The following is a 24626-nucleotide window of genomic DNA, read 5'->3' on the forward strand; positions in this document are numbered from 1 at the left end:
TCAACCCAGGCACGGAATGTAGGGCTCTGGCTGTTAACACTGCGTAAAGGAGTGGCGGGTCGTGGGGACGGGTCGAATGTTTATTCCGCCGGGGCGGGCGCGGTTGTTGGCACACGGCCAAGCAGGACCTCCTGGCCCGGCTGCGGGTGGCGCGGCACGTTGAGCGCCATGATCAGCGAGCAGGCGGCCATGGCGCTGCCGGCCAGGAAGACGGCGGCCGGGGAGGCCAGCCAGAGAAAGCCGAAGGCCGCCGGGATCACCACCGCCGCGATGTGGTTGATGGTGAAGCTGACGCCTGCGGTGGAGGCGATGTCGGCCGGGTCGGCGATCTTCTGGAAGTAGGTCTTGATGGCGATGGCCAGGGCGAAGAACAGGTGGTCGACCACGTAGAGCCCGGCGGCGACGGTGGCGTTCTCCACCACCGCGTAGGCGGTGAAGACGATGATGAGGCCGATGTACTCGAAGATCAGCGCCTTGCGCTCGCCGATGCGCCCGATGAGGCGGCCGATCTTCGGCGCCAGCCAGATGTTGATGGCCGAGTTCAGCAGGAACAGCAGGGCGATGGCGCCGACGTCGTAGCCGAACTTCTCCACCATGAGGAAGCCGGCGAAAACGATGAAGATCTGGCGGCGCGCGCCGGACATGAAGACCAGGGCGTAGTAGAGCCAGTAGCGCTTGCGCAGGACCATGTGCTTGTGCTGCTCGACCGGCTGCTCGAACTGCGGGAAGCCGAGCCAGGCCACCAGGGCGATGGCCGCCGTGGCGCCGCCGCCGATGAGATAGATCCAGCGGTAGTCGAGCGCCAGCAGGTCGCTGGTGAACCACACCAGGGCATAGACCACGATGGAGGTGACGGCGCCGGCGGAGATCAGGCGGCCCAGGGTCTCCGGCGCGCGGACCTTGTCGATCCACTGCAGCGAGAGCGAGATCTGCAGCGTCTCGTAGTAGTGATAGCCGAGCGACATGACCACGGTGGTGACGTAGATGCCCAGCACCGAGGGGAAGAAGCCGGTGGCCGCGGTGCCGAGGCCCAGCAGCAGCAGCGAGATCATGGCCAGGCGCTGCTCGCGAATGAGCAGCAGCAGGAAGACCACGCCGAAGGCCAGGAAGCCCGGCACCTCGCGCAGCGACTGCATCATGCCGATCTCGACCCCGGTGAAGGCCGCGCGCTCGTAGGCGAAGTTGTTGATCAGCGCCTGCCAGGTGGCAAAGCTGAGCGGCACCGCCGCCGCCATGAGCAGCAGCAGGACCTCGGGACGGCGCCAGCGCGCCAGGAAGCCCTGGGGAGCGGCGGATTTGGCATCGGTCGTTGTCATGCCTCCGATATAGCCTTCCCGTCTTTGCCCGTCTTTCTATATAATGCCAAGCAATGACGCGAAACGGACAAAGCGGCGAGAGGTCGGAACCGCCCAGGGTACTGAAGCGGGGGGCGGACCACGTCCACCTGGCGCCGCTGCCCGATCACCCCGGCAACCTGGACGACCCGGCGCGGCCGGTGGCGCCCCTGGCCATCGACTACAGCGGGGCCTCGCTGCGCCCCTGGCACCACCACCGGCGCGGCCAGCTGCTCTACGCCGACGAGGGCGTCATGCAGGTGGGCACGGCGGCGGGCACCTGGGTGGTGGCGCCGGAGCAGGCGGTGTGGGTGCCGCCGGGCGTCGAGCACCAGGTCGGCCACCGCGCCGGCGTGGCCCTGCGCACCCTCTACATCGACCCTCAGGTGGCCCGGGAGTTGCCGGGCGACTGCTGCGTGCTGGCGGTACCGGCGCTGCTGCGTCAGCTCATCCTGCGCGCCATGCAGGTCGGCCTCGACTACGCCCCCGGCAGCGCCGGGGCGCGGCTCATGGCGGTGATCCTGGACGAGCTGCGCCGGCTGGAGCCCGAGCCGATGCACCTGCCGCACCCGCGCGATCCGCGCCTGAAGAAGATCACCGAGGCGCTGCTGGCCGAGCCCGCCGACGGCCGGGCGCTGGCCGACTGGGCGAAGGACTCCGGCGCCAGCGAGCGCACCCTGGCCCGCCTCTTCGTGAAGGAGTGCGGCATGACCTTCGGCGCCTGGCGCGAGCGCCTGCGCCTGACCCAGGCCGTCGCGCGCCTGGCCGAGGGCGAGGCGGTGACCTCCGTCGCCTACGACCTCGGCTACCAGAGCCCCAGCGCCTTCATCGCCATGTTCAAGCGCACCCTCGGCGACACGCCGGGGCGCTACTTGAGGAAGACTCAAAGCTCGGAGTGAAGGCGCTGCTCCCGGCGGGTAGTGCGCCGCCGAGAGGCTGTCACCCCCACCCTAGCCCTCCCTCATCGAAGGGGGAGGGTAGAGTTTTTTTAGCGGCATCTTCCGAGAATCCCTCCCCCCTTGATGGGGGGAGGTTAGGTGGGGGGTGGGGCCTTGGGCGCGCTGCTTATCTTTGATGCGCGTCCATGCTTTCGCCACAGTCTTGGGTTTCTCTGGGCGACCATCTGCGGGAAGCAAAGGTGAGGCAGGTCATGCCGCTGAAGCGCTCAGGTCAGTTGTTCTCGACTCTCATGTTCTTTTGGCTTTCCGGTGGGGCGGCCTTGGCCGATGAGCCATTGCCGCTTCCCGAGGACAAGACCGTCTGCTCGCCCAGCGGCATCTATTGTGCTGAGGTGCGTGTCGGGTCGGGGCCGCTCAAGAATGATCCAAGAACGACCGTTCTGAAGAGCGGAAAAGCGCTGTGGTCCATGCCCGGCTGGTTCCGCGACCCTTATCTGGCAGATAACGGCGACCACTTGGTGGTCGGCAATGACGGATTGGGATTGATCCCGATGCGCTATAATCCGCCAATCACAATTCTTACTTTTTGGCGGCGCGGTGAACTGGTGCGGAAGGTTCCGTTGTCAGAGATCGTCCTGGATGCATCCAATCTCGGCATTACCGGTTCCCACCGGCTGTGGGGCCGTACTCTCGGCTTCGACGAGCAAGGCCGCTTTGTTGTCCAGACGGTGGAAGATCGTGCGCTGGCGTTCGACCCGAAAAGCGGCCTCTTGGTGGACATCTGGCCGAAATCGCTGCATGAGAATTGACCGCAGACCTGCAACGCTGCATTTCTAGCGCAGACTTTCCGGGAGACTCCCATGGCCTTCACCCCCAAGAACATCGACCACGTGGTGGTCTGCGTCAGCGACCTGGACCGCGCCTTGAAGTTCTATTGCGATGTCCTGGGCTGCACGGAGGAGCGGCGGGTCGAGCGCATCGGCCTCATCCAGCTGCGCGCCGGGGCCTCGATGATCGACCTGCAGCTGGTCAAGCCGGCGCCGGAGGACAGCGAGTTCTCCGGGCCGACCAAGAACATGGACCACTTCGCCCTGCGCATCGAGCCCTTCGATCCGAAAGCTCTGCTCAGCCACCTGGCCGACCACGGCATCGACGCCGGCGAGGTGGTGCAGCGCTACGGCGCCGAGGGCGACGGCCCCTCGGTCTACATCGACGACCCCGACGGCAACACCATCGAGCTCAAAGGGCCGGCGAACAAAGATTAGTGTTGCCAGCGCTTTGGTACTCGCAGGTACCAACAGCTCGCTGTCAGCGTTTTATTCTCTAGGCAGCCAGCCTTTGGAATTTCTCGGCGGCATTGGGATGTCTTCAGATTTCAGGTGCTCAACAAGGCGTGACTCGTAATGAGGCGCCCAACCGTCCCAGTTGCTGTTCCAGCAGGTCTTGCATGCCGAAATCTTGTACCGTGGGATGTACTTTCCATCGTACTGATGTGGACCCATTTGAAATTGAGCTCCACACATGAAGCAGTCGTAAGAGGTTTCTTTCGCAGCCATCTCGCTACTCTGTCAAAATCAATTCATCAGAGATCGAACTAAATGAACTGATTTTCATAGACCGTACGGCGAAGCGCTTTTGCTGCAAAGAATGCCATGTTTTCTAGCTCTTGCTCGTACTTCTCAGGAAAGATCTGAATGTCGGAATCGTCCAATGGGTCGCCAACATGGACCCATTTGTTTCTATATTTCCTCAGCTTGTGCAGATCACTCTTGAGTCCAGAGTCTATGGGGGAATTTTCGATCAAGTCAAAGAGGGACTGCTTGCGGTCTTCTCCGTATTCTGCGCGTAGATGCGTCTCGATCCCAGAGGTCGAAGTCAAAATTGCGGCCAGGTTGGCGCCCTTCGCAAATGCGGTATCCGCTTCTCTTACGATGAAGCTGCACCATTCAGAAATGATCACTCCGCCGACTAGTAGCTCTTCGTCTAAGCGAGTGATCAATTCCCAACGTTCATCTTCAGTCATTGTCGCGACCCCGCGAGCTGCCTAAGTGAAGACAGTAGCAAATCTGTGTGTGTTAGGTGCAGGAAAGTAGCGATCGTACTGACTAATCTTCCCGCCGTCCCACCAGGATATAGCTCAGCGGCAGCTGCTGGGGCTGGTTCTCCAGGTGGCTGTGGTTGCCGACGTCGTGGGGGAACTCTTCGAAGTCTTCGATGGCGAATCCGGCGCGCAGCACGCCCATGACCACGTCGCTCATCTTGTGGAAGTTCCAAAAGAAGGCCGTCGACGCGTAGTCCTCGTTGCGCCAGTAGTCGAGGCCGTTGTCGCTGCGGTAGGGCGCGCGGCGGAAGTAAGACTCGTCGGCTACCGGCGGCAGGCGCTTGTCGCGGTCGTCGTACATGTTGAGGATCGGGTGCCCCTCGTAGATCACCAGGTGCCCGCCGGGCTTGAGGATGCGCCGCGCCGTGCCGAAGAATTCGGCCAGGTCGGGCATCCAGCCCAGCACGCCGATGGTGACCAGCGCAAGGTCGAAGCGGCCGTCGTAGCTTGCGGGGATCTTGGCGATCTCCGTCTGCACCAGCTCGGCCTCGAGGCCGCCGGCGGCGGCCAGTTCGCGCCCCTGCGCCAGGAAAGCCTCGGAAAAGTCGAAGCCGGTGACGCTGCCGGCGCCGAGATTCTTCACCGAGAGCAGCTCGCGCGCGTTGTTGCAGCACAGCTGTGCCACCGCCTTGCCCTCCAGGCCGAGGCCTTCGAGGCGGCCGGTCAGGGTGGCGTCCAGGACCGAGAAGCCGGGCCGCGCGAAGCCGGCCAGCAGCGCGGCGTACTGGTCGTGGCTGCGGTGGCGCTCGGCGGCCTCGTTCCAGGAGGCCTTGTTGGCGGCGATGATCTGGTCCTTGCCGATTTCGTTCTCGGGCGGGGGCATGGCGGTTCTTCCGGTGCTGCGCGGCGGCGGCGAGGGTACCGCCCCCGCCCCGGCACCGCCAGAACATAAAGGTGGCACGGAACTGTCACCGTAAAGTCATGGGAGTCTGTCAAAGCGGTCAGCGCAGTCTCTCCTGACGGCATGTTGTCAGTTGACCGCCCTTACCGACGAAATTGTGAACGGCGCCCCCCTTCACCTGGGCGTGAGGCGCCCCATAATGAAGCTTCATGACCCGTTCCCCGACGAGTCGCACCCTTCCCCACCACGCGTGTGTTTTTCACTGACATCTCAGGAGTCGAGCATGCCGCAGACCGCCCGTGCCTCCACATCCTTTGCGCCCGATTTCCCGCCGCAGGCCGCCGCGGCGGAACGAGAACGCCTGCTCGACGCCTTCCATGACGTGCGCGCGCGCAGCGACGCCCTGGCCGCGCCGCTGTCGCCGGAGGACATGACCGCACAGTCCATGGAGGACGCCAGCCCCACCAAGTGGCACCTGGCCCACACCTCCTGGTTCTTCGAGACCTTCATCCTGCGCGCGCTGCAGCCCGGCTACCGCGACTTTCGTCCCGGCTACAACTACCTCTTCAATTCCTACTACGAGGCCGTGGGCAAGCGGCATGCGCGTCCGCGCCGCGGCCTCCTTACCCGCCCGAGCGTTGAGGAGGTGCGGGCCTACCGCCGCCATGTGGACGCGGCGATGAAAGCCCTGGTGCATGACGCCCCTGATGATGTCTGGGCGGCGATGGCGCCGCTGCTGGAGCTCGGTCTGCACCACGAGATGCAGCACCAGGAACTGCTGCTCACCGACATCCTGCACCTCTTGGCGCAGAACCCGCTGAATCCGGCCTACCGCGAAGCGGCGCCCGGGCCCGGCGGACAATCTTTGCCGCTCACCTGGTGGGAGCACGGTGGCGGCATCGTCGGAACCGGACACGCGGGGGAGGGCTTCGCCTTCGACTGCGAGGGGCCGCACCACGAGGTGCTGCTGCAGCCCTTCGCCCTGGCAAGCCGCCTGGTGACCAACGGCGAGTGGCTGGAATTCATGGCCGACGGCGGCTACGACGACCCGGCGCTGTGGCTCTCCGACGGCTGGGCGACCGTGCAGCGCGAGGGCTGGCGCGCGCCGCTCTATTGGGAACAGGAGGACGACGGCGGCTGGAGCGCCATGTCGCTGCTCGGCCGCCACGCGCTGGACCCCGCCGCAGCGGTCTGCCACGTCAGTCTCTTCGAGGCCGACGCCTTCGCCCGCTGGGCCGGCGCGCGCCTGCCCAGGGAGGCGGAGCTGGAAGTGGCCGCGGCCGGGCGCCCGATCGCGGGCAACCTGCTGAGCCGTGATGCGCTGGTGCCGCAGCCGGCGCAGGGCGACGCCGGCAAGGCGCCGCTTCAGTTGTACGGCGACGTCTGGGAGTGGACCCAGAGCGCCTACAGTTCCTATCCCGGTTTCCGCGCGCCCGAAGGCGCGGTGGGCGAGTACAACGGCAAGTTCATGTGCAATCAATTCGTGCTGCGTGGCGGCTCCTGCGTGACGCCCGATGCGCAGCTGCGCCCCAGTTACCGCAACTTCTTCTATCCCCACCAGCGCTGGCAGTTCACCGGCTTGCGTCTCGCCAAAGACCTCGCGGCGGGAGGCCTCTGATGGGGGTGCTGCACAAGCTGGAGAGCTTCGTCAAAGCCGGCGCCGCGGGCGACGACGAGTTCCGCGCCGCCGTGCTGAGCGGCCTGGCGCGTCATCCGAAGACGTTGGAGCCGAAGTTCTTCTACGACGAACGCGGCTCGCAGCTCTTCGACGCCATCACCGAGTTGGAAGAATACTACCCGACCCGCGCGGAGACGGCGGCGCTGGAAAGCCACGCGGCGGAGATCGCCGCCTTCGTCGGGCGCGGGGCGAGCCTCGTCGAGTTCGGCAGCGGCTCCTCGGTGAAGACGCGCCTGCTGTTGGAGAACCTGGCCGGACTGCGCTGCTACGTGCCCATCGATATCTCCGGTGCGCATCTGCAGGCCGCCGCCGAAAGGCTGGCCGCCGACTACGCCCTGCCGGTTATCCCCGTGCACGCCGACTACACCGGCGCCTTCGCGCTGCCGGACGTGGTCCCGGCGGCAGGGCGCCTCGGCTTCTTTCCCGGCTCGACCATCGGCAACTTCGATCCGCCGGCGGCCGTCGCCTTCCTGCGCCGGGCCCGCGACCTGCTGGGCCCGGGCGCGCGCTTCCTCGTCGGCGCCGACCTGCAGAAGGACGCAGCCCGGCTGGTCGCCGCCTATGACGACGCCCAGGGCGTCACCGCCGCCTTCAACCTCAACCTCCTGCGGCGCATCAACCGCGAGCTGGCGGGCGACTTCGATCTCGCGGCCTTCCGCCACGAGGCACGCTACGACCCGGAACTCGGCCGCATCGAGATGCACCTGGTGAGCCGCGCCGCGCAGCAGGTGACTATCGCCGGCCACTCGTTCTCCTTCGCGGCGGGCGAGTCGATCCACACGGAGAACTCCTACAAGTACACGCTGGAGTCCTTCGCGGACCTCGCGCGTCAAGGCGGCTGGCGCAGCGAAGCGCAGTGGCTGGACCCTGAGGGCCTCTTCAGCCTGCACGGCCTCGTCGCGGATTAAGGTGCCGCGCCTGTGCCCCCACTTCTCAGGACGTCACCCTCGGACTTGATCCGAGGGTCCATTGGGCCACTTCTCGAGGGCTGAACCATGGATGCTCGGGTCAAGCCCGAGCATGACTATCGAGAGATGACAGCGCTCGTGCGTCTCCCGTGCTGAGCAGTCGTCACACGTTGAAGTGCCAGTGGCTGGGCGGGCGGCCCATGAAGGGGCTGCTGAAGCGGGCGAGGCTGTCGCCCAGCAGGGAGCCGAGGTAGGCGGTGCGCAGGTCGGGGCCGGCGAAGGCGAGGCTGGAGATGTTGGGCAGCTTCTGGCTCCTCACCTCGTCGAAGGCGGCGCGGGTCAGCTCGCCGGCCTGGTAGGCGGCCTCCACGGCGGCCAGGTGATCGGGGTCGCTGTCTTCCAGGATCAGCGTCTGGGCGCCGTCGGGGGCGACGCGGATCACCCGGTTGGACACCGGCGAGGTGACCCAGAGGTGCTCCTCCACGTCCATGGCCAGGCCGTCGGGGAAGGTGCCGGCGCCGAACTCCGTCACCACCGTCGGCGCGCTCAGCTCGCCGAAGCGGTTGATGTTGAAGCGGGTGAGGCAGCGCGCGAAGGTCTCGTTCACGTAGAGGTGCCGGCCCTGGCGATCGAGCTGCAGCTCGTTGGCGTAGCCGACATTGTCCGCGACGATGCGCGCGCCCTTGCCGTCGATCAGCACCACGAAGCCGTCGGCGATACCCTTGCGGTAGGCCTGGTCGCGCGGGCTCTGGCGCGTGGAGACCGTGACCCAGACGCGACCGCGGTCGTCGACCAGCACGAAGTTGGTGGCTGGCAGGTCGACGCCGTCCACCCGGCGCAGCACCTCGCTCAGCCTGCCGTCGCGATCAAGGCGGAAAATGCCGCCGGCCTCGTTCAGGTTGGTGAGCAGGAAGGAGCCGTCGCGCTGCAGGGCGATGCCGTTGGGCAGGATGGCCTCGCTGCCCGCGGCGGCCTGGAACAGTTCGCCCCGGCCGTCCTCCCGGCTCAGCGCCACGCCGCCGCGCCCGTCCGAGCTGTAGATGTCGCCGTTGGAGGTGCAGAGGACACACTCCGGACGCCGGAGGCCGTCGCCCAGGAAAGTGACGTCTGAGAGGGACAGCAGCGGCGCGGTATCGGACAAGACGGACTCCCGGAAAACGGCTGGGCTGGCGGGCAGTAGGGTGGAGGGATTATAGTCCGCGCTTCGAAGTGACGCGAACAAAGTGGGGGCCGCATGGCCGAATTCCGTATCGCCGTCCTGCCGGGTGACGGCATCGGGGCGGAGGTGATCGCGCCCAGCCTGGAGGTGCTGGACGCCGCCTGCGCCGCCGTGGGCGGGATCTCGCTGAATTATGAGGAACTGGCCGCCGGCGCCGGGGTCTATCGGGAGCGCGGTGTCGCCATGGCCGACGAGGCCGTGCAGGCGGCCGAGGCCGCCAACGCCATCCTGCTGGGCGCCATGGGCCTGCCGGAGGTGCGCTACCCCGACGGCCGCGAGATCGCGCCCCAGGTCGACCTGCGTGAGCTGTGGCAACTCTTCGCCGGGGTGCGCCCGGTGCGCGCCATCCCCGGCGCGCCCCTGCCGCTGGCCGACCCGCGGGCGGCGGAGATCGACTTCATCCTGGTGCGCGAGCAGACCGAGGGCCTCTTTGCCGCGCGCGGCAAGACCGAGCAGAGCGCGAGCGAGGCGCGCGACGTGCAGGTCATCACCCGCGCCGCCTCGGAACGCCTCTTCGATTTTTGCTTCAAGCTGGCCGAACGGCGCAAGGAACGCGGCCACGCCGGGGTGCTGACCTGCGTCGACAAGGCCAACGTGCTGGGCAGCATGGTCTTCTTCCGCAAGATCTTCGACGAGCGCGCCGGGCTGTTTCCGGGCATCGAGGCGCGCCACCGCTACGTCGACGCCATGGCCCTCGACCTCATCAAGCAGCCCTGGGCCTTCGACGTCATGGTCACCGAGAACATGTACGGCGACATTCTCTCCGACCTGGCGGCGGGGCTCATGGGCGGGCTCGGCATGGCGCCTTCCGGCGACATCGGCCCGGAGCATGCGGTCTTCCAGCCCTGCCACGGCAGCGCGCCGGACATCGCCGGGCAGGGGCGGGCCAATCCCACGGCGGCGATCCTCTCGGCGGCCATGATGCTCGACTGGCTGGGCGAGCGCCACGGCGCGCCCAAGGCCGAGGCGGCGGCGCGCCTCATCGAGGCGGCGGTCGACCGCGCCTACGCCGGCGGCGACCTCCGCCCCCAGGAGTTCGGCGGTCCCGACGGCACGGCGGCGGTGACGCGCCGGGTGCTCGAGTCCATGAAGGTGACGGCGTGAGGGGAGAGCAAGGAACGCGATGGAAGAGGTTCTGACATTCTGGTTCGCCGAGGGCCGCAAGGCGCAGTGGTTCGAGGCCAGCGAGGCCTTCGACGACGAATGCAGGCGGGTGCTGCGGCCGCATCTCGAGGCGGCGCTGGCCGGAAAGTACGACGACTGGCGGCGCAGCCCGCGCGGCTGCCTGGCGCTGGTGCTGCTGCTCGACCAGGTGCCGCGCAATCTCTACCGTGGCACGCCGCGCGCCTTCGTCAACGACCCGGCGGCCCGCGCGGTGACGCGCCACGCCCTGAAGGAGCGTTTCGACGAGGCCCTGGGCAAGGTCGAGCGGCTGTTCCTCTACATGCCGCTGGAGCACAGCGAGGACCTGGAAGACCAGCAGGACTGCGTGCGCCTGATCGGCGTATTGGACGCCGGTGGCGAATATCTCTCCTACGCCGAGCGCCACCGCGATGTCATCGCCCGCTTCGGACGCTTCCCCCACCGCAACGAGATCCTGGGCCGCGAAAGCACGGAAGCGGAGATCGAGTTCCTGAAGGAACCGAATTCTTCGTTCTGATCTTTCTACGGGTCACTCTCGGGCCTGTCCCGAGGGTCCAGGGGGATGTCCGCGCGCTTGCTCCGGATGCTCGGAACAAGTCCGAGCATGACAGGCGCCGCCGAAGACCTACGCCGGCGCGTCGACTTCCTCGGTGGCGAACTCGGCGGGGGAGATGATCTCGATCAGCTCCATGTCGTCGGAGTGGCGCACCTCGCGGTGGCGGATGCCAGGCGGCTGCAAGACGCAGGAGCCTTCACGCAGCACCTGCTGGCCCTGACCTTCGTACTCGAAGACCACCCAGCCCTTGGTCACGTAGACCATCTGGAAGTCGAGTTCGTGCCGGTGCCAGACGGCGGGGCTCTCCTGGCCCGGCACGGCGCGGATCACGTGGGCGCCGAACTTGCCATTGGTAGCGCCGGCTATGCCCAGGTCACGGTATTCGAAGAAGGCGCGCAGGCCCTCGCCCTCAAAGGCGCTGCTGTCGGCGTGGGAGACGCTGAAGGCTTGCCCTTTCCACATGCCGGACATGAGGTGTCTTCGCTTTCTACGGCTTCAGGGGACCAGCCAGCTCGTCTGCAACTGGCCGTCGTCGTTCCAGGTGAAGTTGGCGCGGCGATGGCCGTAAGGCGTGAGGAACAGCCAGTCGATCTGGCGCACGCGGCAGACGACGACCGCGAAGTTCAGCCGCCCGGCCTCGCTTTCCGCCTCGTTGGGGTCGCGGCCCTCGAACTCCGCCGGCAGGCCGGAGGTGGCCCAGGCCCAGGGCAGGCCGCGCGGGCCGGAGACCAGGTAGTCGCGCCGTCGCCGCGGGCTGAGATCCCGCCAGGCCGCTTCGGCCAGGGAGTCGCGATGATGAATCACCGCCTCGGCCTGCACGCGGATCTGGGTATCGTCACTCACCGAGTTGAACAACAGGGCGATGCGTGGATCCTGCTGGATCTCGCCGATCTTGCGGCTGCGCAGGTCGGTGTAGAAGGCCAGCTCGCGGGCTTCCGGGTCCACCTTGCGCAGCACCACGGTGCGCAGGGTGCAACCCAGACCGGCATGAGTCGTGGCCAGGGCTGTGGTATGGAAATCGTGCTGCGGCTCGGCGGCGCCGTCGGCCAGCAGGTGCCAGCATTCGGCCAGCACGGCGCCGAGGCGTGGCTCGTCTTCCGAGTGCCAGATGTCCAAATGCACAGGAACCAAGAACATTTCCCCTGAAAGGCTTGTTATTGGCTACACAGTCTAGAGCGAGGACGGCACGGCGCAAAACCGTTTCCGGCCCTGGTATCGCTGTCCAGGACCAAGTCGGCTTGCGCCAGGTCATTCGGGTGCGAGCGACCATCGGCTAAGCTGCCAGAAAACAAGGGATTGCCGGGACAGACCATGCGCATTGCCACCTTCAATCTGGAAAACCTCGACCTCGCGCCGGGCGGTGAAGCGGCCTTCGAGCGGCGGGCGGCGGTGCTGCGCCCGCAGCTGGAGGCTTTGCAGGCGGACATTCTTTGTTTGCAGGAGGTCAATGGCCAGCACGTGGGCGGGCAAAAGGCGCGGGAGCTGACGGCCCTGACGCGCCTCCTCGCCGAGACTGCTTACGACACCTACGACCTGGTCGCCGCCTCCTCTGCGGCCCAGGGCATGGCGGACGTCCACAACCTGGTGATCCTCAGCCGCCGCCCGGCGCACCGCAGCGAGGCCCTGCGCCACCGCCTGGTGCCGCCGCCCGCCTACCGCTCGGTGACCGCCGAACCGGAGACGGCGCGGGAGATGACCCTGGAGTGGGACCGCCCCCTGCTGCACGCGGTCTACGAAACCGAAGGCGGCCGCGCGCTGCACGTCATCAACCTGCACCTGCGCAGCCCGCTGGCCGCGCCCATTCCCGGCCAGAAGCTCTCGGCGCAGCGCTGGGGCTCGCTCGCCGGCTGGGCCGAGGGCTACTTCACCGCCACGGTGAAGCGCAGCGGCCAGGCCCTGGAGGCGCGCCTGCTGGTGGAGCGGATCTTCGACGCCGATCCGGAGGCGCTGATCGCAGTCTGCGGCGACCTCAACGCCGGGGAGGAGGAGACCCCCTCGCGCCTCCTGCAGGCGACGCTGGAGGACAGCGGCAACCCCGAGCTGGCCGGGCGGGTGCTGGAGGCGCTGGAGCTGCGCCTGCCGGCGGCGCGGCGCTTTACGATCAATCACGGCGGCCACAGGCGTATGCTCGACCATATCCTCTGCTCGCCGGTCCTGGCCGCCGCCTGCCGCGGCGTCGAGGCCGACAACGACAAGCTGCCCGACGAAACGCTCATGGCCGAGGACGACCCGCGCTCCAACCACGCCCCGCTGGTGGCTGAGTTCGATGTGTGAGTGGTGCCCGTTACCAGCCTGCGCCTAGGTTCGCTCTGAGTTCTCAGCGAAGAGCCGGGGGCAACAGGCTTGGCTCTGCGGCGCACTATCGATTGAGCTGTGCCAGCGCTCTTTCAAGCGCCTCCTTTGTCTTCTGCCTGTCGGCGCGGCCTCCCTCTATGGAAATGACAACGCCTTCGTCTTCGTGGTGAAAGAAGTTCTCGTCCTTTGCGAGTTCTTCGTGGGTGCCGCGAACGCGGTAGGTTCTTACCGGTTGAGAAAAGCCCTTCATCATGATGGCGTCCTGCTCCTCGGCAAGCAGCCAGTCCTTGACCAGGGAATGGGTTTCCGCCGCCATCAGGATTCCACCGGCGTCCGCATGGGACTCCAGCCTGGCGGCGAGATTCACTTCATGCCCGATGATGGTGTAGTCCATGCGATCCAGGCTGCCGAAGTTCCCGACCGTGCAGTAGCCGGTGTTGATGCCCATGCGCGCCTCAAAAGGACGGTCGATCACGCCCCTGTCCCGCCAGCCTGACTGCAGCTCACGCAGCCGATTCTGCATCGCCAGCGCCATGCGGACGCAGGCCTCGGCGTCTTCTTTCACACCCTTACTTTCGGGATCGCCGAAATAGCACATGATCGCGTCGCCGATGAATTTGTCGAAGTTGGCGCCGTGTTCTTCTGCGATATGGGACATTTCCGTCAGGTACTCATTCAGCAGCGCCGTCAGCTCTTCGGATTCCATCTGATCGGTAATCTCGGTGAAGCTGACGATATCGGAGAAGAAGATCGTTAGTTTCTTGCGTTTGGATTCGATCGTCACATCCCGTTCGCCGCTGAGGATCGATTGGTAAAGCTGCGGCGAGATGTACTTTGCCAACTGGTGCGAAACATTCTCCAGAACCGAGTTCGTCTGCCGGAACTCGTTCATCAGGCGCGTGTTTTCGATCGCGATGACGGCCTGAGCCGCGAAGGCGCGCAAGACGGCGAGCTGTGCGTCGGACAGCGGACCCGGAGCAAGCCGCACGATGCCGAGCACACCGATTGCTTTTCCGTCACGCAGCATCGGCATCAACGTCACCGCGCGATAGCCGCTGGCGAGGAAATTCTTGGCGCCGGTGGTGTCTCTGTTCGGGGCCTTCGCCACATCCGGGATGTCAAGTTCGCGCCCCTCCAATATGACGACGCCGTGCATATAGTCGCGGGACAGCGGGAAGGGAAATCGCCTGCGCCAGGCTTCGGCGCGGTCGGGATCTTCATCGGCGACCGCAACCGCGTCGACCCTGTCACCCTTCGGGAGCGCCACGCTGATGGCCGAGCCGGGAAACAGTTTCGATCCGCTTCGTACGATCGCTTCGAACACCGGTTGGGTGTCGCTTGGAGAACTGCTGATGATGTGCAGAATCTCGTTTGTCGCGGCCTGCCGGTCCAAGGCCTCCTGCAGTTCTCGCTTTGCCAGCGTCAAGGCGCTCTTCTGCTTGGACGCAGGATCGGCGGTGTTTTTGTTCGAAGGTCGCTTCCGGTCTTGCGTCATGCCACCCCGTGTCCGACCGTGAGCTTCTCCGCTCTGTTTGCTGCATAAACAGGCTCACGCAAGCTCGGCTTCGAACGCCTCGAATGCCCTGTCACAAACCGCGTTGCAGGCGTCCAATATACAGCACATCCGGCGAGACGGCCATCAGATGGCGGTTGTTGTCGAATCGATGGCCTTGGTCCCGGACGTGGGAACGTCTTCTCCTGGCGGCAATTCGCAAATCACAAGTCTGGTCTTCAACGCCAGAGGCGATATTCCCCTTTTGCAGTAGTCGCTTGCCCCCTTGGGGCGGGAAGGGGGAGGTGCGCTAGGCCGCCTTCAGGGCGTCGCGGCTGTGTGGCCGTTCGAAGTCGAGGGCGGGGCCCTTGGGCACGATGCCGCTGGGGTTCACGCTGCGGTGGCTGCCGTAGTAGTGGTGCTTGATGTGGAAGAAGTCGACGGTCTCGGCCACGCCGGGCATCTGATAGAGCTCGCGGGCGTAGTCCCAGAGGTTGGGGTAGTCGACCAGGCGCTTCAGGTTGCACTTGAAGTGGCCGTGGTAGACGGCGTCGAAACGCAGCAGCGTGGTGAAGAGGCGCCAGTCCGCCTCGGTCAGGCGGGCACCGGCCAGATAGCGCTGGCCCAGCAGGCGCTGCTCCAGGGCGTCCAGGGTTTCGAAGAGCGCGTCGAAGGCCTCTTCGTAGGCCTCCTGTGACGTGGCGAAGCCGGCCTTGTAAACGCCGTTGTTCACCTTGTCGTAGACGGTCTCGTTCACGGCGTCGATCTCGCCGCGCAGCTCTTCCGGATAAAAGTCGAGGCTCGAGCCTGTCAGGCCGTCGAAGGCGCTGTTGAACATGCGGATGATCTCCGCCGACTCGTTGCTGACGATGGTGCCCTGCTGCTTGTCCCACAGCAGCGGCACGGTCACGCGCCCGGTGTAGTCCGGCTTGGCCTTCAGGTAGACCTCGTAGAGCTTCTCGGCGCCGCCCACGCTGTCGGCTACGACGCCGCGGCCCTCGGCGAAGGTCCAGCCCTCGTCGCCCATGTGCCAATGCACCACCGAGACCGGGATGATCTCCTCCAGTCCCTTCAGCTTGCGGAAGATCAGCGTGCGGTGCGCCCAGGGGCAGGCAAGGGAGACGTAGAGGTGATAGCGTCCGGTCTCGGCCTTGAAGCCCGGCTCGCCGGATGGTCCGGCAGCGCCGTCGGCGGTCACCCAGTTGCGAAAGGCGCTCTCCTGTCGCTTGAAGCGTCCGCCGGTCTTCTTGGTGTCGTACCACTTGTCGTGCCAGACGCCGTCGATCAGCAGTCCCATGAAAAATTCTCCTCTCGTCTCGTGCTTTTGGCTCAGACGTCGGCGAGCAGGATCTCCGAATCCTCCTCGGCGGTGATGGTCACCTCCTCGACGTCTTCCAGCACCACGCCGGCGCGCGCCTCCACCGTCTCGCCGTTGACCTTCAGGCGGCCCGTGGCGGGCACCAGGTAGCCCTTGCGCCCCGGCTCCAACCTGTGGGTCACGCTCTGCCCGGCCTTCAGGGTGGCGGCCAGGATGGCGGCGTCCTGGTAGATCGGCAGGGCGTTTTCTTCGTGGCCCTTGCGCCCGGAGGCGAGCGGCACCAGCGCGCCCTCGCGGCCGGCCTTGGGGAAGCTGCGGGTTTCCCAGCGCGGGGCGACGCCGTGCACCGCCGGCTCGATCCAGATCTGGAAGATCTGCGTCGGCTCGTCTTCCTTGTTGTATTCGGCGTGCATGATGCCGGTGCCCGCCGACATCACCTGCACGTCGCCGGCCTCGGTCCGCCCCACGTTGCCCAGGTGGTCCTGGTGGGTGATGGCGCCTTTGCGTACGTAGGTGATGATCTCCATGTCCCGGTGGCCGTGCAGGTCGAAGCCGGTGCCGGGGCGGATGGTGTCGTCGTTCCACACGCGCAAGGCGCCCACGCCCATGCGCGCCGGGTCGTGGTAGTAGGCGAAGCTGAAGTGGTAGCGCGCCGACAGCCAGTCGTTGTCGAAACGCCCAAGCTCCTCGAAGGGGGTGATGTCGATCATCGCGGGTCTCCTGCTTCGCCCACCGTTAGCCGGCCTCCAGATTAGGCGGGCACCTTCTCCGCCGCCACCAGCTTGGCGGCGACTTCGGCAACGTGCCGGCCCTGGAAGCGGGCGATCTCCAGCTCGTTGGCGCTGGGCTGGCGGCTGCCGTCGCCGCCGGCCAGGGTCGTCGCGCCGTAGGGCGTGCCGCCGGTGATCTCGTCCATCTTGGTCAGGCCCTCGCAGGAATAGGGCACGCCGACCACGACCATACCGAAGTGGAACAGCGTGGTGTGGAAGGAGGTGATGGTGGTCTCCTGTCCGCCGTGCTGGGTCCCGGTCGAGGCGAAGACGCTGCCGACCTTGCCGATCAGGGCGCCCTTGGCCCAGAGGCCGCCGGTCTGGTCCAGGAAGTTGCGCATCTGCGCGGCCATGTTGCCGAAGCGCGTCGGGGTGCCGAAGATGATGGCATCGTAGTCGGCCAGTTCCGCCGGGCTCGCGACGGGGGCGTCCTGGTCCAGCTTCACGCCGGCGTTCTTGGCGACCTCCTCGGGCATCAGCTCGGCCACGCGCTTCACGGTGACCTCGACGCCGTCGACGCTCCTGGCGCCCTTGGCGACGGCCTTGGCCATCGTCTCGATGTGGCCGTAGCTGCTGTAGTAGAGAACGAGAACCCTGGTTTTGGCTGGGGTCATGGCTGGATCTTCCTCACTCGGCGTTGGTTTTGGCGGCTTGGGTTTTTTGGGGCCGTCGTGGCGGTCTCCCGCCGCGCGGCCACGCCTAGGAGGTAGGGTGTTCTCATTGGGGAGTTAATGGGTTAGAAAAGAACAAGATTGTTTCTTTGAGGAAACGATAAGTGATCCGCCTGGACGCCATGGAAATCTTCGCCGAGGTGGTGGAGGCCGAGGGCTTCTCCGCCGCGGCCCGCAATCTGGGGGTCAGCAAGTCCGCCGTCTCCAAGCAGGTCGCCCGGCTGGAGGACGGCCTGGGCGTGCGCCTCTTGAACCGCACCACCCGGCGGCTCTCCCTCACCGAGGCGGGGACGACCTTCTACGAGGCCTGCCGGCGGGTGCTGGACGCGGCCGAGGCGGCGGAGCGGGCGGTGAGCAACCTCTCCGCCGCGCCGCGCGGCCTCCTGAAGCTGAACGCGCCCATGTCCTTCGGCTTCCTGCACCTGGCCCGCGCCATCCCCGAGTTCCATGCCCGCTTCCCGCAGATCACCATCGACATGGCGATGAACGACCGCTTCGTCGACCTGGTGGAGGAGGGCTATGACCTGGCGCTGCGCATCGGCGACCTGCGCGATTCCAGCCTGGTCGCCCGCCGCGTGGCGCCGGCCCGCTCGGTGCTCTGCGCCAGCCCCGACTATCTGGCAAGGCGCGGCCGGCCCGAGCGGCCGGAGGACCTGCGCGACCACGATTGCCTGCTCTACACCCACAACGCCCAGGTGCGCGAATGGACCCTGCACGGGCCCGGTGGAATGCAGAAGGTGAAGGTCGACGGGCCGCTGCTGGCGAACAACGGCGACGCGCTCTGCGGCGCGGCCCTGGGCGGCCTCGGCATCGCCCGCCTGCCGACCTTCATCGTCGGCCAGCATCTGCGCAACGGCCACCTGCAGGCGCTGCTGCCGGCCTTTCCGGTGCCCGAGCAGGGCATCCACGCGGTCTACCCGCACAGCCGCAACCTCTCGGTCAAGGTGCGGGTCTTCATCGATTTCCTGGCCGACTACTTCGGCCCGGAACCCTATTGGGACGAAGGTCTGGAGGCCCTGGTCGCCCCGCCGGCGGGCATCCGGGGCGGGTGAGACGCGGCGGCAGAGGAGGCTATGCCCTTGGCGCGAGTTGTGTTATTCACCTCTGGTTAATGAACCGGCTGGTAAAGAGATTCCATGATCGACCTCTTCCAGAGCCCGCAGGCCCGCCTGCGACGACGACGCTGACCCCCGCGCCCTCCGCGCGCCTTTCGGCCTGCCGTCAATCCGTGCCGCACCCAAGAGCGGCCCTTCTGGAAGCAAGATCATGACCTTCACCATCGTGCCCGAGCGGCCCGACGACGCCGCCCTCAATACCCCCCTGCTGGACCGGACCTTCGGCTTCGAGCGCACCCGCAAGACCGTTTATCGGCTGCGCGAGGGCGTCGATCCCCTGGCCGGGCTGTGCTTCTCCGCGGTCGCCGGAGACGGCGGCCTGCTGGGCTCGATCCGCTACTGGCCCATCGACATCGCCGGCACGCCGGCCATCCTGCTCGGCCCCCTGGCGGTGGAGCCGGCCCTGCAGGGCCGGGGCATCGGCAAGGCGCTGGTGCGCCACAGCCTGGATGCGGCCGCGAAGGCCGGGCACCGCATCTGCGTGGTGGTGGGCGATCCCAACTACTACCGCGCCTTCGGCTTCATCTCCGCCTCGGCGCAGGGACTCTCCCTGCCCGGCCCGGTGGAGCCGGAACGCTTCCAGGTGAAGGCCTTGCAGGACGGCGCGCTGGAAGAGGTCTACGGCGTCATCGGCCGCCGGCAGGCGCCGGAGGAAGCGCAAAAGAGCGAGAAGCCCCCACGCCGGAGGCGGGTTCGCCGCTCCGTCGCGTAAAGAATGACCCTCTCCCCTCGTGGGAGAGGGAGGGGCCCGCGAAGCGGGAAGGTGAGGGGGCTTTCATCGGAAGCAAGTGGCGCGATACCCCTCACCCAGCTCCGTCTAAGTTCGCTTCGCTCACGAAGACTTCGCATCCCTCTCCCGCAAGGGGAGAGGGACTCACGCCCCTCACGCGTTCATCTTCCAGATCGCGAAGTTCAGCGCCCCGGCGTAGCCGAGCCACAGCAGGTAGGGCAGGAACAGCCAGCCCGCCGCGCGGGAGACCCGCGTGAAGGCGATGGTGGTGAGGATCACCGCCAGCACCAGGGCGCCCAGGCAGATCAGCCCCAGGAAGGGGCTGCGCTGGCCGAAGAAGCTGAACGACCACAGCACGTTGATCACCAGCTGGCCGAAGAAGAGGGTCATCGGCAGGCGCAGCTCGCCGCGCTCGGCCGTCTTCCACACCAGCCAGGCGGCGATGCCCATGGTCACGTAGAGGATCGACCAGGCGACCGGAAAGACCACGTCCGGCGGCGTCCAGAAGGGCTTGGCAAGGCCGCGGTACCAGCCCTCCAGGGCCGGCTCGGTCAGGGCCGCGCCCAGCCGCCCGGCGGCCAGGCAGATCACCACGAAGACGAGCAGCATGATCGGGCTCGTCAGCGGAGCCCTCTGCTTCTGGCGATGCATGTTGATCGGATTCGGCCCCCCGGCCCCTAATGCCCTTCCCTCTGCCAAGCTAATACCGCAGCCGCAAGGCTGAGGCAAAGCACCAGAAGAGCCGGCAGCACGGGGATCTGCAGGACACCGGTCACCACATAGCCGCCGCCGCGCTTCAGACCGATCCAGCCGCGACCGTGGCGGTCGCGGTCGGCGGCGACCTTGCGCAGGGCCGGCAGCTCGTCGCCGGCCAGGCGCCACACCGTGCCGCCGCTCTCCTCGGCCAGGGGCTCGACCAGGGCGCCGCTGGAGCGCGGGTCGCGCAGTTCCAGGGGGTTCAGCGGCCCGGCGGCGGCCAGGGTGGTCAGCTGCCCGTCGGTGATGTGATAGAGCCCGTTCTCCTCGGCGCTCAGCGTGGCCGAGCTGCGTCCGGCGCCCTCAGGCGTGAGGGTCAGGCTTCGGGTTTCGCCGGAGGGCAGGGTGACCGTCACCTGCGGCTGCTCGATGGAAAGCGAGCGCCGGATGATCTGCAGCTGGCCGCCGCGCACCAGGGCGCGCAGGTCCTCCTCCTCCAGGTCCGGCTCTTTCATCAGCCAGTGGGAGATGCGGCGCAGCAGCTCGGCCTGGGGGCCGCCGCCCTCGAAGCCGCGCGACCACAGCCACATGTGGTCGCTCATCATCTGCGCCACCCGGCCCTCGCCGAAGCGGTCGAGGATCAGCAGCGGGCTGTTCTGGATGCCCTGCATCAGGATGTCGCCGCGGATGGAATCGCCCTCGATCTGGCGGAACCAGCGGCCCCAGCTCGGCGTCCCGCCCGGCGTGGCGGCGCCGTCCAGCCCGGCGGTCACCGGATGGCGGTTGCCCAGGTCGGTGACCTGCGGATGAAAGCCGGCCTCGTAGATCTGCCCGGTGGGCTCGGCCGGCAGCACCCGGCCCAGCGGCGTGCGGTAGAGCGACAGCGGCGTGGCGAAGGTCGGGCCGACGGCCTCCAGCAGGGCGCCGCCGTTTTCCACGTAGTTGGCCACGTTCTCCAGGTAGATGGACGGCAGCACGCCGCGGCGCCGGTAGCGGTCGAAGATGATCAGGTCGAACTCGTCGAGCTTGACCTCGAAGAGCTCGCGGGTCGGAAAGGCGATGAGCGACAGCTCGCGGATCGGCGTGCCGTCCTGCTTTTCCGGCGGCCGCAGAATGGTGAAGTGCACCAGGTCGACCGAGGGATCGGACTTCAGGATGTTGCGCCAGGCGCGCTCGCCCGCGTGCGGCTCGCCGGAGACCAGCAGCACCCGCAGGCGGTCACGCACGCCGTTGACCACCACGGCGGCGCGGTTGTTGGACAGCGTCAGCTCCTCGGGGCCGCGGGCGACCTCGATCTCCAGCACCGCCGGGCCACGATGGTCCAGCTCGAAGGTCATCTGCTCCTCGACGCCGATGCGCGCGTCGATGCCCTGGGTGGCGACACCGTCCTGGCGCAGCACCACGCGGGCGCTGCCGGCGGCCGCGCCGCCCGGCAGGTCGTCGACCCTGAGGCTGAGGGTGAGCTGGTCGCCGACGATGCCGAAGCTGGGTGCCTGGGTGATGGTCAGGCGCCGGTCGCCCTCGTCGGGCCGCCCGGTGAGCAGCAGGTGCACCGGCGCCTCGATGCCCAGGCTCTCCACCGACTCCGGCAGGTCGTGGATCTGGCCGTCGCTGATCAGGATGACGGCGGAGACGCGCTGGCGCGGCACCTTGGCCAGGGCCTGGCGCAGCGGGGCGAAGAGGCGCGTGCCCTCGACGTCGCGCGAGCCGGCGGCGTCGCCGGCGCGGATCAGGCGCACCTCGGTGTCCTCCAGGGCGCCGATTTTGGTCAGCAGGTGACTGACCGCCTGCTCGGTCTGGCTGCCGCGGTTCTCGATGTCCTGGCTGGTGCTCTCGTCGGCGACGATGAAGACCACGTCGCTCAAGGGGTCGCGCTGCTCTTCGACGATGGAGGGGTTGGCCAGCGCCAGCAGCAGCACCGCGAAAGCGCCCAGGCGCCACAGCACGCCGCGCGCGCGGCGCCAGAAGGCCAGTGCGATCAGCAGCGCGGCGGCGATGCCCAGCCCGCCGATCAGCCACAGCGGCAGCATCGGGGCCCACTGGATGGAAAGCGCGCTCACGGAGCCGCCTCAAACAGCGGCGGTTGCCACGTCATTGTCCCAAGCGCTCCAAGATAAAAGGGATGTGTACCTGATCGGCCTTGTAGTTGCCCGTCAGCGCGTACATCACCAGGTTGATGCCGAAGCGGTAGGCCATTTCGCGCTGGCGCGGGCCGCCCGGCACCACCGCATTCAGCGGACGGCCCAGTTCGTTGACCGCCCAGGCGCCGGCCCAGTCGTTGGAGCCGACGAGGATGGAGGCGACGCCGTCGTTGACGTTCTCGCCCGGCGCCTCCAGCCACAGGGTGCTGCCGATGAAGCGGCCCGGGAAGTCCTCCATCAGGTAGAAGGCCTTGCGCAGCACGTGGTCGACCGGCACCGGCTCGAGCGGCGGGATGGCGATGCCCTGGGTCAGGCGCTGCAGGTGCTGCGTGCCCTGGCTGCCGCCGCCGAAGAGGTGCGCGCCGGCGCTGGCCTCGCGCAGGTCGAAGAGGATGGTGCCGCCGTGGTCCAGGAAGAAGTTCACCTGGTCGATGGCGTTCTGGCTCAGCGTCGGCTGGGAGGCGGTCACCGGCCAGTAGACCAGCGGGAAGAAGGCCATGTCGTCACGCCCCAGCACGATGCCCAGCGGCGGGCCGGCCTCCACCGAGGTGCGGCGCTCCAGCACACGCGTCAGCCCCATCAGGCCGGCGCGGCTGATCTCGTCGACGGCCGGATCGCCGGTCTCGACATAGGCCAGGCGGGTCATCAGCGTCGCTTCCAGGGTGCGCCCGTCGTCGCGCCCCTGCGCCAGGGCGGGCGTGGGGGCGAGGCCCGCCGCGGCGAGGCCGAGGCCCAGCAGCAGGGCGGCGGTGGCGGCGGTGCCGCCGGGACGCAGCAGGCCGCGCAGCGCCAGGGAGATCAAGAGGTCGAAGAGGGCGAGGAGGAGGGCGGCGGCCAGCAGCCAGGGCTTCAGGTCCTGTTCCGGGCTGCCCTGGTACAGCGCCGTGGAGACCCCGGCGGGCAGGCCGCGCAGCGGCGCCAGGTCGGCGACGAAGCGGCTGAGGTTGTGGGCCTGGCGCAGGCTGTCGTTGCCGTAGTAGCCCGGCGGGTGGCGCGGGCCCAGGGAGCTTTCCTGGCCCTCGCCGGTGTCCAGCGCCAGCACCGTGGCCGGCGGCGTGCCGAGGCTGCCGAAGCCGTCCATGACTTCGATCGGCGGCAGGGCGGCGCCGCCGGCGCCGCCTTCGACGCCCTGGCTCACCGCCATGACCCGGCGCAGCATTTCGACGAAGAGGCCGGAGATCGGCAGGTTCGACCAGTCGGTGTTGGCGGTGGTGTGGAACAGCACCAGCCAGCCGTCGCCCCGCCGGTCGGCGGTCACCAGGGGCGTGCCGTCGCTGAGTCGCGCCCAGGTCTTGTCGCCCAGGTCCAGCGAGGGCTCGGCCAGGACCTGGCGGCGGATCACCACGTCGTCGGGCAGGGCGATGTCGGCGAAGGGACTGTCGGCGGCGAAGGGGGCGAGGCGGGCCGGGGTGTCCCAGGTCAACGCGCCGCCCAGGATGCGGTCGCCGCCGCGCAGGCGCACCGGCAACAGGTCGTCGACCCCGCCGGCGGTTCCCCGGTCGCCGGGCGACTGGGCGCCGCTGTGCGGCCCGGCGAAGCGCAGCAGAAGGCCGCCGCGGTCCACCCACTCGGCGATGCGTCCGCGCTCGTCGGGGCTGAGGGTGATGCCGTCCGGCACCGCCAGCACGGCGAGCTGGCGCTGCAGCAGGTCTTCGACGCTGCCCTTGCGCAGCTCGGTGAAGGGCTCCAGCGCGCTTTCCAGGTAGTAGGTCTCGCTCAGCAGCGGCTGGGCTTCCTGTTCGCCGCCGATGGAGACCAGCCCGACCGGCCGGCGGCGCCAGCGTTCGTCCAGCAGCACCGTGGCGCCGGCCGTGGTTTCGCCCTCGATGGAGAGCAGGGCGATGCGGTTGCGCATCTCGGTCGGCAGGTCCAGCAGGGCCCGGGCCTCGGCCTCGCCGGGCTCGAAGAGCAGTGGCGCGCGGGTGATGATGCGCCCGTCGCCGCCGATGGCCAGGATCGCGGCCTGGCTGGCGCCGCTGCTGTCGGCGCGCAGGGCACGGGCCACCAGGTCGACGCCTTCGGTGTCGGGGGCGAGGGCGAGATGGGCCAGGCCGTCGCTTTCCTCGCGCAGCACATGCAGACGCCCGAGACGCTGCAGGGCGGCGGCGAAGTCGGCGCTGCCTTCGCTGTCCAGGCCGTCGGACAGCCAAGTCACGTGGGCCGAGCCTTCGATCTGGGCGTCTTCAAGGGCGGCCAGCGCGGCTTGGCGGTCGGCCGGCCAGGGCTTGGGCTTCAGGCCCTGCAGCAGGCGCCGCGCCTCGGCCGCCGGCAGCAGGCCGCTGGCCTCCGGCGGCGCGTCCTGGGTGCCCGGGGCGGTGGTCAGCAGCACCACCGGGCGGTCTTCGCGCTCGGCCTGGGCCAGCAGGTTGCCGGCGGCGATCTGGCGCGCCGGCCAGAAGCGCGCCGAGGCCCAGCCGTCGTCGATGACCAGCACCATCGGGCCGCTGCCGGAAAGCTGCGCCGCGGGATTGAGCAGCGGCTGGGCCAGGCCGAGGATGATCAGGGCGACGATGAAGAGGCGCAGCAGCAGCAGCCACCAGGGGGTGCGCGCCGGGGTCTCCTCCGGCACCTTGAGGCCGGCCAGCAGGCGCACCGCGGGAAAGGCGAGGCGCTTGGGCGCCGGCGGCGTCAGGCGCAGCAGCAGCCACAGCAGCGGCAGCCCCGCCAGCGCCAGCAGCAGCCAGGGTTGCGCGAAGGCGAGGAGGCCCAGGTTCAGCAT

The 24626-nt window shown here is 67.8% G+C and carries 23 protein-coding genes; 10 read left to right on the plus strand and 13 right to left on the minus strand.

Annotation, left to right across the window (positions count from 1 at the left end; all coding sequences use genetic code 11):
* Positions 1 to 80: 80 nt before the first annotated feature.
* A complete protein-coding gene (locus H7X47_RS04540) occupies positions 81 to 1316 on the minus strand; it encodes an MFS transporter (protein ID WP_193367386.1) in 1236 nt (411 codons plus the stop codon).
* Between the two features lie 53 nt (positions 1317 to 1369).
* Between H7X47_RS04540 and H7X47_RS04545 the strand changes: the two genes are divergently transcribed.
* From H7X47_RS04545 to H7X47_RS04555, 3 genes are all read left to right on the plus strand, one after another.
* The gene (locus H7X47_RS04545; RefSeq protein ID WP_193367387.1) at positions 1370 to 2233 is read left to right on the plus strand and encodes an AraC family transcriptional regulator; all 864 of its coding nucleotides are present in this window, start codon (positions 1370 to 1372) and stop codon (positions 2231 to 2233) included.
* 251 nt (positions 2234 to 2484) lie between these two features.
* Positions 2485 to 3042 (plus strand): hypothetical protein, encoded by a 558-nt coding sequence (locus H7X47_RS04550; protein ID WP_193367388.1) that lies wholly within the window; start codon positions 2485 to 2487, stop codon positions 3040 to 3042.
* Between the two features lie 51 nt (positions 3043 to 3093).
* Complete coding sequence (locus H7X47_RS04555) at positions 3094 to 3498, plus strand: VOC family protein (RefSeq protein WP_193367389.1); 405 nt, start codon at positions 3094 to 3096, stop codon at positions 3496 to 3498.
* Positions 3499 to 3827: 329 nt separating this feature from the next.
* Here the strand turns inward: H7X47_RS04555 and H7X47_RS04560 are convergent, their stop codons facing one another.
* Positions 3828 to 4256 carry a hypothetical protein gene (locus H7X47_RS04560; RefSeq protein ID WP_193367390.1) on the minus strand — a complete coding sequence of 143 codons (429 nt, stop codon included), beginning with the start codon at positions 4254 to 4256 and terminating at the stop codon, positions 3828 to 3830.
* An 82-nt stretch (positions 4257 to 4338) separates the two neighbouring features.
* Complete coding sequence (locus tag H7X47_RS04565; protein WP_193367391.1) at positions 4339 to 5157, minus strand: class I SAM-dependent methyltransferase; 819 nt, start codon at positions 5155 to 5157, stop codon at positions 4339 to 4341.
* A 301-nt stretch (positions 5158 to 5458) separates the two neighbouring features.
* On the opposite strand from H7X47_RS04565, the gene egtB reads away from it, so the two are divergent.
* Together egtB and egtD are read left to right on the plus strand one after the other, a co-directional pair.
* Positions 5459 to 6793 (plus strand): ergothioneine biosynthesis protein EgtB, encoded by a 1335-nt coding sequence (egtB, locus tag H7X47_RS04570; protein ID WP_193367392.1) that lies wholly within the window; start codon positions 5459 to 5461, stop codon positions 6791 to 6793.
* A complete protein-coding gene (gene egtD / locus H7X47_RS04575) occupies positions 6793 to 7761 on the plus strand; it encodes an L-histidine N(alpha)-methyltransferase (protein ID WP_193367393.1) in 969 nt (322 codons plus the stop codon). Before egtB ends, egtD begins: the two co-directional genes overlap by 1 nt.
* Before the next feature lie 163 nt (positions 7762 to 7924).
* Here egtD and H7X47_RS04580 read toward each other — a convergent pair whose 3' ends face one another.
* On the minus strand, positions 7925 to 8902 hold the full coding sequence (locus H7X47_RS04580) for an SMP-30/gluconolactonase/LRE family protein (protein WP_193367394.1): 978 nt from the start codon (positions 8900 to 8902) through the stop codon (positions 7925 to 7927).
* A gap of 93 nt (positions 8903 to 8995) precedes the next feature.
* On the opposite strand from H7X47_RS04580, the gene H7X47_RS04585 reads away from it, so the two are divergent.
* On the plus strand, positions 8996 to 10084 hold the full coding sequence (locus H7X47_RS04585; RefSeq protein ID WP_193367395.1) for an isocitrate/isopropylmalate dehydrogenase family protein: 1089 nt from the start codon (positions 8996 to 8998) through the stop codon (positions 10082 to 10084).
* Positions 10085 to 10103: 19 nt separating this feature from the next.
* Positions 10104 to 10640: a DUF924 family protein gene (locus H7X47_RS04590; RefSeq protein WP_193367396.1), complete on the plus strand. Its 537-nt coding sequence runs from the start codon at positions 10104 to 10106 to the stop codon at positions 10638 to 10640.
* 108 nt (positions 10641 to 10748) lie between these two features.
* On the opposite strand, the gene H7X47_RS04595 is transcribed toward H7X47_RS04590, so the two are convergent.
* Positions 10749 to 11150 (minus strand): cupin domain-containing protein, encoded by a 402-nt coding sequence (locus tag H7X47_RS04595; RefSeq protein WP_227010148.1) that lies wholly within the window; start codon positions 11148 to 11150, stop codon positions 10749 to 10751.
* Between the two features lie 24 nt (positions 11151 to 11174).
* On the minus strand, positions 11175 to 11801 hold the full coding sequence (locus tag H7X47_RS04600) for a pyridoxamine 5'-phosphate oxidase family protein (RefSeq protein WP_193367397.1): 627 nt from the start codon (positions 11799 to 11801) through the stop codon (positions 11175 to 11177).
* Between the two features lie 174 nt (positions 11802 to 11975).
* On the opposite strand from H7X47_RS04600, the gene H7X47_RS04605 reads away from it, so the two are divergent.
* On the plus strand, positions 11976 to 12953 hold the full coding sequence (locus H7X47_RS04605; RefSeq protein WP_227010149.1) for an endonuclease/exonuclease/phosphatase family protein: 978 nt from the start codon (positions 11976 to 11978) through the stop codon (positions 12951 to 12953).
* Between the two features lie 85 nt (positions 12954 to 13038).
* On the opposite strand, the gene H7X47_RS04610 is transcribed toward H7X47_RS04605, so the two are convergent.
* The 4 genes from H7X47_RS04610 to wrbA all read right to left on the minus strand — a co-directional run bounded on the left by H7X47_RS04610 (position 13039) and on the right by wrbA (position 17168).
* Entirely contained in the window at positions 13039 to 14469 is a 1431-nt protein-coding gene (locus H7X47_RS04610) for an adenylate/guanylate cyclase domain-containing protein (RefSeq protein WP_193367398.1), read from the minus strand.
* A gap of 307 nt (positions 14470 to 14776) precedes the next feature.
* Positions 14777 to 15763 (minus strand): glutathione S-transferase family protein, encoded by a 987-nt coding sequence (locus H7X47_RS04615; protein ID WP_193367399.1) that lies wholly within the window; start codon positions 15761 to 15763, stop codon positions 14777 to 14779.
* Positions 15764 to 15795: 32 nt separating this feature from the next.
* Entirely contained in the window at positions 15796 to 16494 is a 699-nt protein-coding gene (locus H7X47_RS04620; RefSeq protein WP_193367400.1) for a pirin family protein, read from the minus strand.
* Between the two features lie 41 nt (positions 16495 to 16535).
* Positions 16536 to 17168: an NAD(P)H:quinone oxidoreductase gene (gene wrbA, locus H7X47_RS04625; protein ID WP_193367401.1), complete on the minus strand. Its 633-nt coding sequence runs from the start codon at positions 17166 to 17168 to the stop codon at positions 16536 to 16538.
* A gap of 161 nt (positions 17169 to 17329) precedes the next feature.
* Here wrbA and H7X47_RS04630 point away from each other — a divergent pair, with 161 nt between their 5' ends.
* Positions 17330 to 18277 carry a LysR family transcriptional regulator gene (locus H7X47_RS04630; RefSeq protein WP_193367402.1) on the plus strand — a complete coding sequence of 316 codons (948 nt, stop codon included), beginning with the start codon at positions 17330 to 17332 and terminating at the stop codon, positions 18275 to 18277.
* 214 nt (positions 18278 to 18491) lie between these two features.
* Entirely contained in the window at positions 18492 to 19052 is a 561-nt protein-coding gene (locus H7X47_RS04635) for a GNAT family N-acetyltransferase (RefSeq protein ID WP_193367403.1), read from the plus strand.
* A gap of 171 nt (positions 19053 to 19223) precedes the next feature.
* Here H7X47_RS04635 and H7X47_RS04640 read toward each other — a convergent pair whose 3' ends face one another.
* The 3 genes from H7X47_RS04640 to H7X47_RS04650 form a co-directional block, all read right to left on the minus strand.
* On the minus strand, positions 19224 to 19679 hold the full coding sequence (locus tag H7X47_RS04640; protein ID WP_193367404.1) for a TspO/MBR family protein: 456 nt from the start codon (positions 19677 to 19679) through the stop codon (positions 19224 to 19226).
* A gap of 68 nt (positions 19680 to 19747) precedes the next feature.
* Positions 19748 to 21826 carry a hypothetical protein gene (locus H7X47_RS04645; protein ID WP_319633528.1) on the minus strand — a complete coding sequence of 693 codons (2079 nt, stop codon included), beginning with the start codon at positions 21824 to 21826 and terminating at the stop codon, positions 19748 to 19750.
* Positions 21827 to 21857: 31 nt separating this feature from the next.
* A complete protein-coding gene (locus tag H7X47_RS04650; protein ID WP_193367405.1) occupies positions 21858 to 24626 on the minus strand; it encodes a DUF4159 domain-containing protein in 2769 nt (922 codons plus the stop codon).

The organism is Pelagibius marinus (assembly GCF_014925385.1).
Lineage (GTDB): Bacteria > Pseudomonadota > Alphaproteobacteria > Kiloniellales > Kiloniellaceae > Pelagibius > Pelagibius marinus.

Coding starts and splice junctions, on each gene's coding strand:
- H7X47_RS04565 (WP_193367391.1), bottom strand. CDS start 5,157: ATGCCCCCGCCCGAGAACGAAATCGGCAAGGACCAGATCATCGCCGCC.
- wrbA (WP_193367401.1), bottom strand. CDS start 17,168: ATGACCCCAGCCAAAACCAGGGTTCTCGTTCTCTACTACAGCAGCTAC.
- H7X47_RS04555 (WP_193367389.1), top strand. CDS start 3,094: ATGGCCTTCACCCCCAAGAACATCGACCACGTGGTGGTCTGCGTCAGC.
- H7X47_RS04545 (WP_193367387.1), top strand. CDS start 1,370: ATGACGCGAAACGGACAAAGCGGCGAGAGGTCGGAACCGCCCAGGGTA.
- H7X47_RS04610 (WP_193367398.1), bottom strand. CDS start 14,469: ATGACGCAAGACCGGAAGCGACCTTCGAACAAAAACACCGCCGATCCT.
- H7X47_RS04640 (WP_193367404.1), bottom strand. CDS start 19,679: ATGCTGCTCGTCTTCGTGGTGATCTGCCTGGCCGCCGGGCGGCTGGGC.
- H7X47_RS04595 (WP_227010148.1), bottom strand. CDS start 11,150: ATGTCCGGCATGTGGAAAGGGCAAGCCTTCAGCGTCTCCCACGCCGAC.
- H7X47_RS04635 (WP_193367403.1), top strand. CDS start 18,492: ATGACCTTCACCATCGTGCCCGAGCGGCCCGACGACGCCGCCCTCAAT.
- H7X47_RS04560 (WP_193367390.1), bottom strand. CDS start 4,256: ATGACTGAAGATGAACGTTGGGAATTGATCACTCGCTTAGACGAAGAG.
- egtB (WP_193367392.1), top strand. CDS start 5,459: ATGCCGCAGACCGCCCGTGCCTCCACATCCTTTGCGCCCGATTTCCCG.
- H7X47_RS04585 (WP_193367395.1), top strand. CDS start 8,996: ATGGCCGAATTCCGTATCGCCGTCCTGCCGGGTGACGGCATCGGGGCG.
- egtD (WP_193367393.1), top strand. CDS start 6,793: ATGGGGGTGCTGCACAAGCTGGAGAGCTTCGTCAAAGCCGGCGCCGCG.
- H7X47_RS04540 (WP_193367386.1), bottom strand. CDS start 1,316: ATGACAACGACCGATGCCAAATCCGCCGCTCCCCAGGGCTTCCTGGCG.
- H7X47_RS04615 (WP_193367399.1), bottom strand. CDS start 15,763: ATGGGACTGCTGATCGACGGCGTCTGGCACGACAAGTGGTACGACACC.
- H7X47_RS04590 (WP_193367396.1), top strand. CDS start 10,104: ATGGAAGAGGTTCTGACATTCTGGTTCGCCGAGGGCCGCAAGGCGCAG.
- H7X47_RS04620 (WP_193367400.1), bottom strand. CDS start 16,494: ATGATCGACATCACCCCCTTCGAGGAGCTTGGGCGTTTCGACAACGAC.
- H7X47_RS04550 (WP_193367388.1), top strand. CDS start 2,485: ATGCCGCTGAAGCGCTCAGGTCAGTTGTTCTCGACTCTCATGTTCTTT.
- H7X47_RS04650 (WP_193367405.1), bottom strand. CDS start 24,626: ATGCTGAACCTGGGCCTCCTCGCCTTCGCGCAACCCTGGCTGCTGCTG.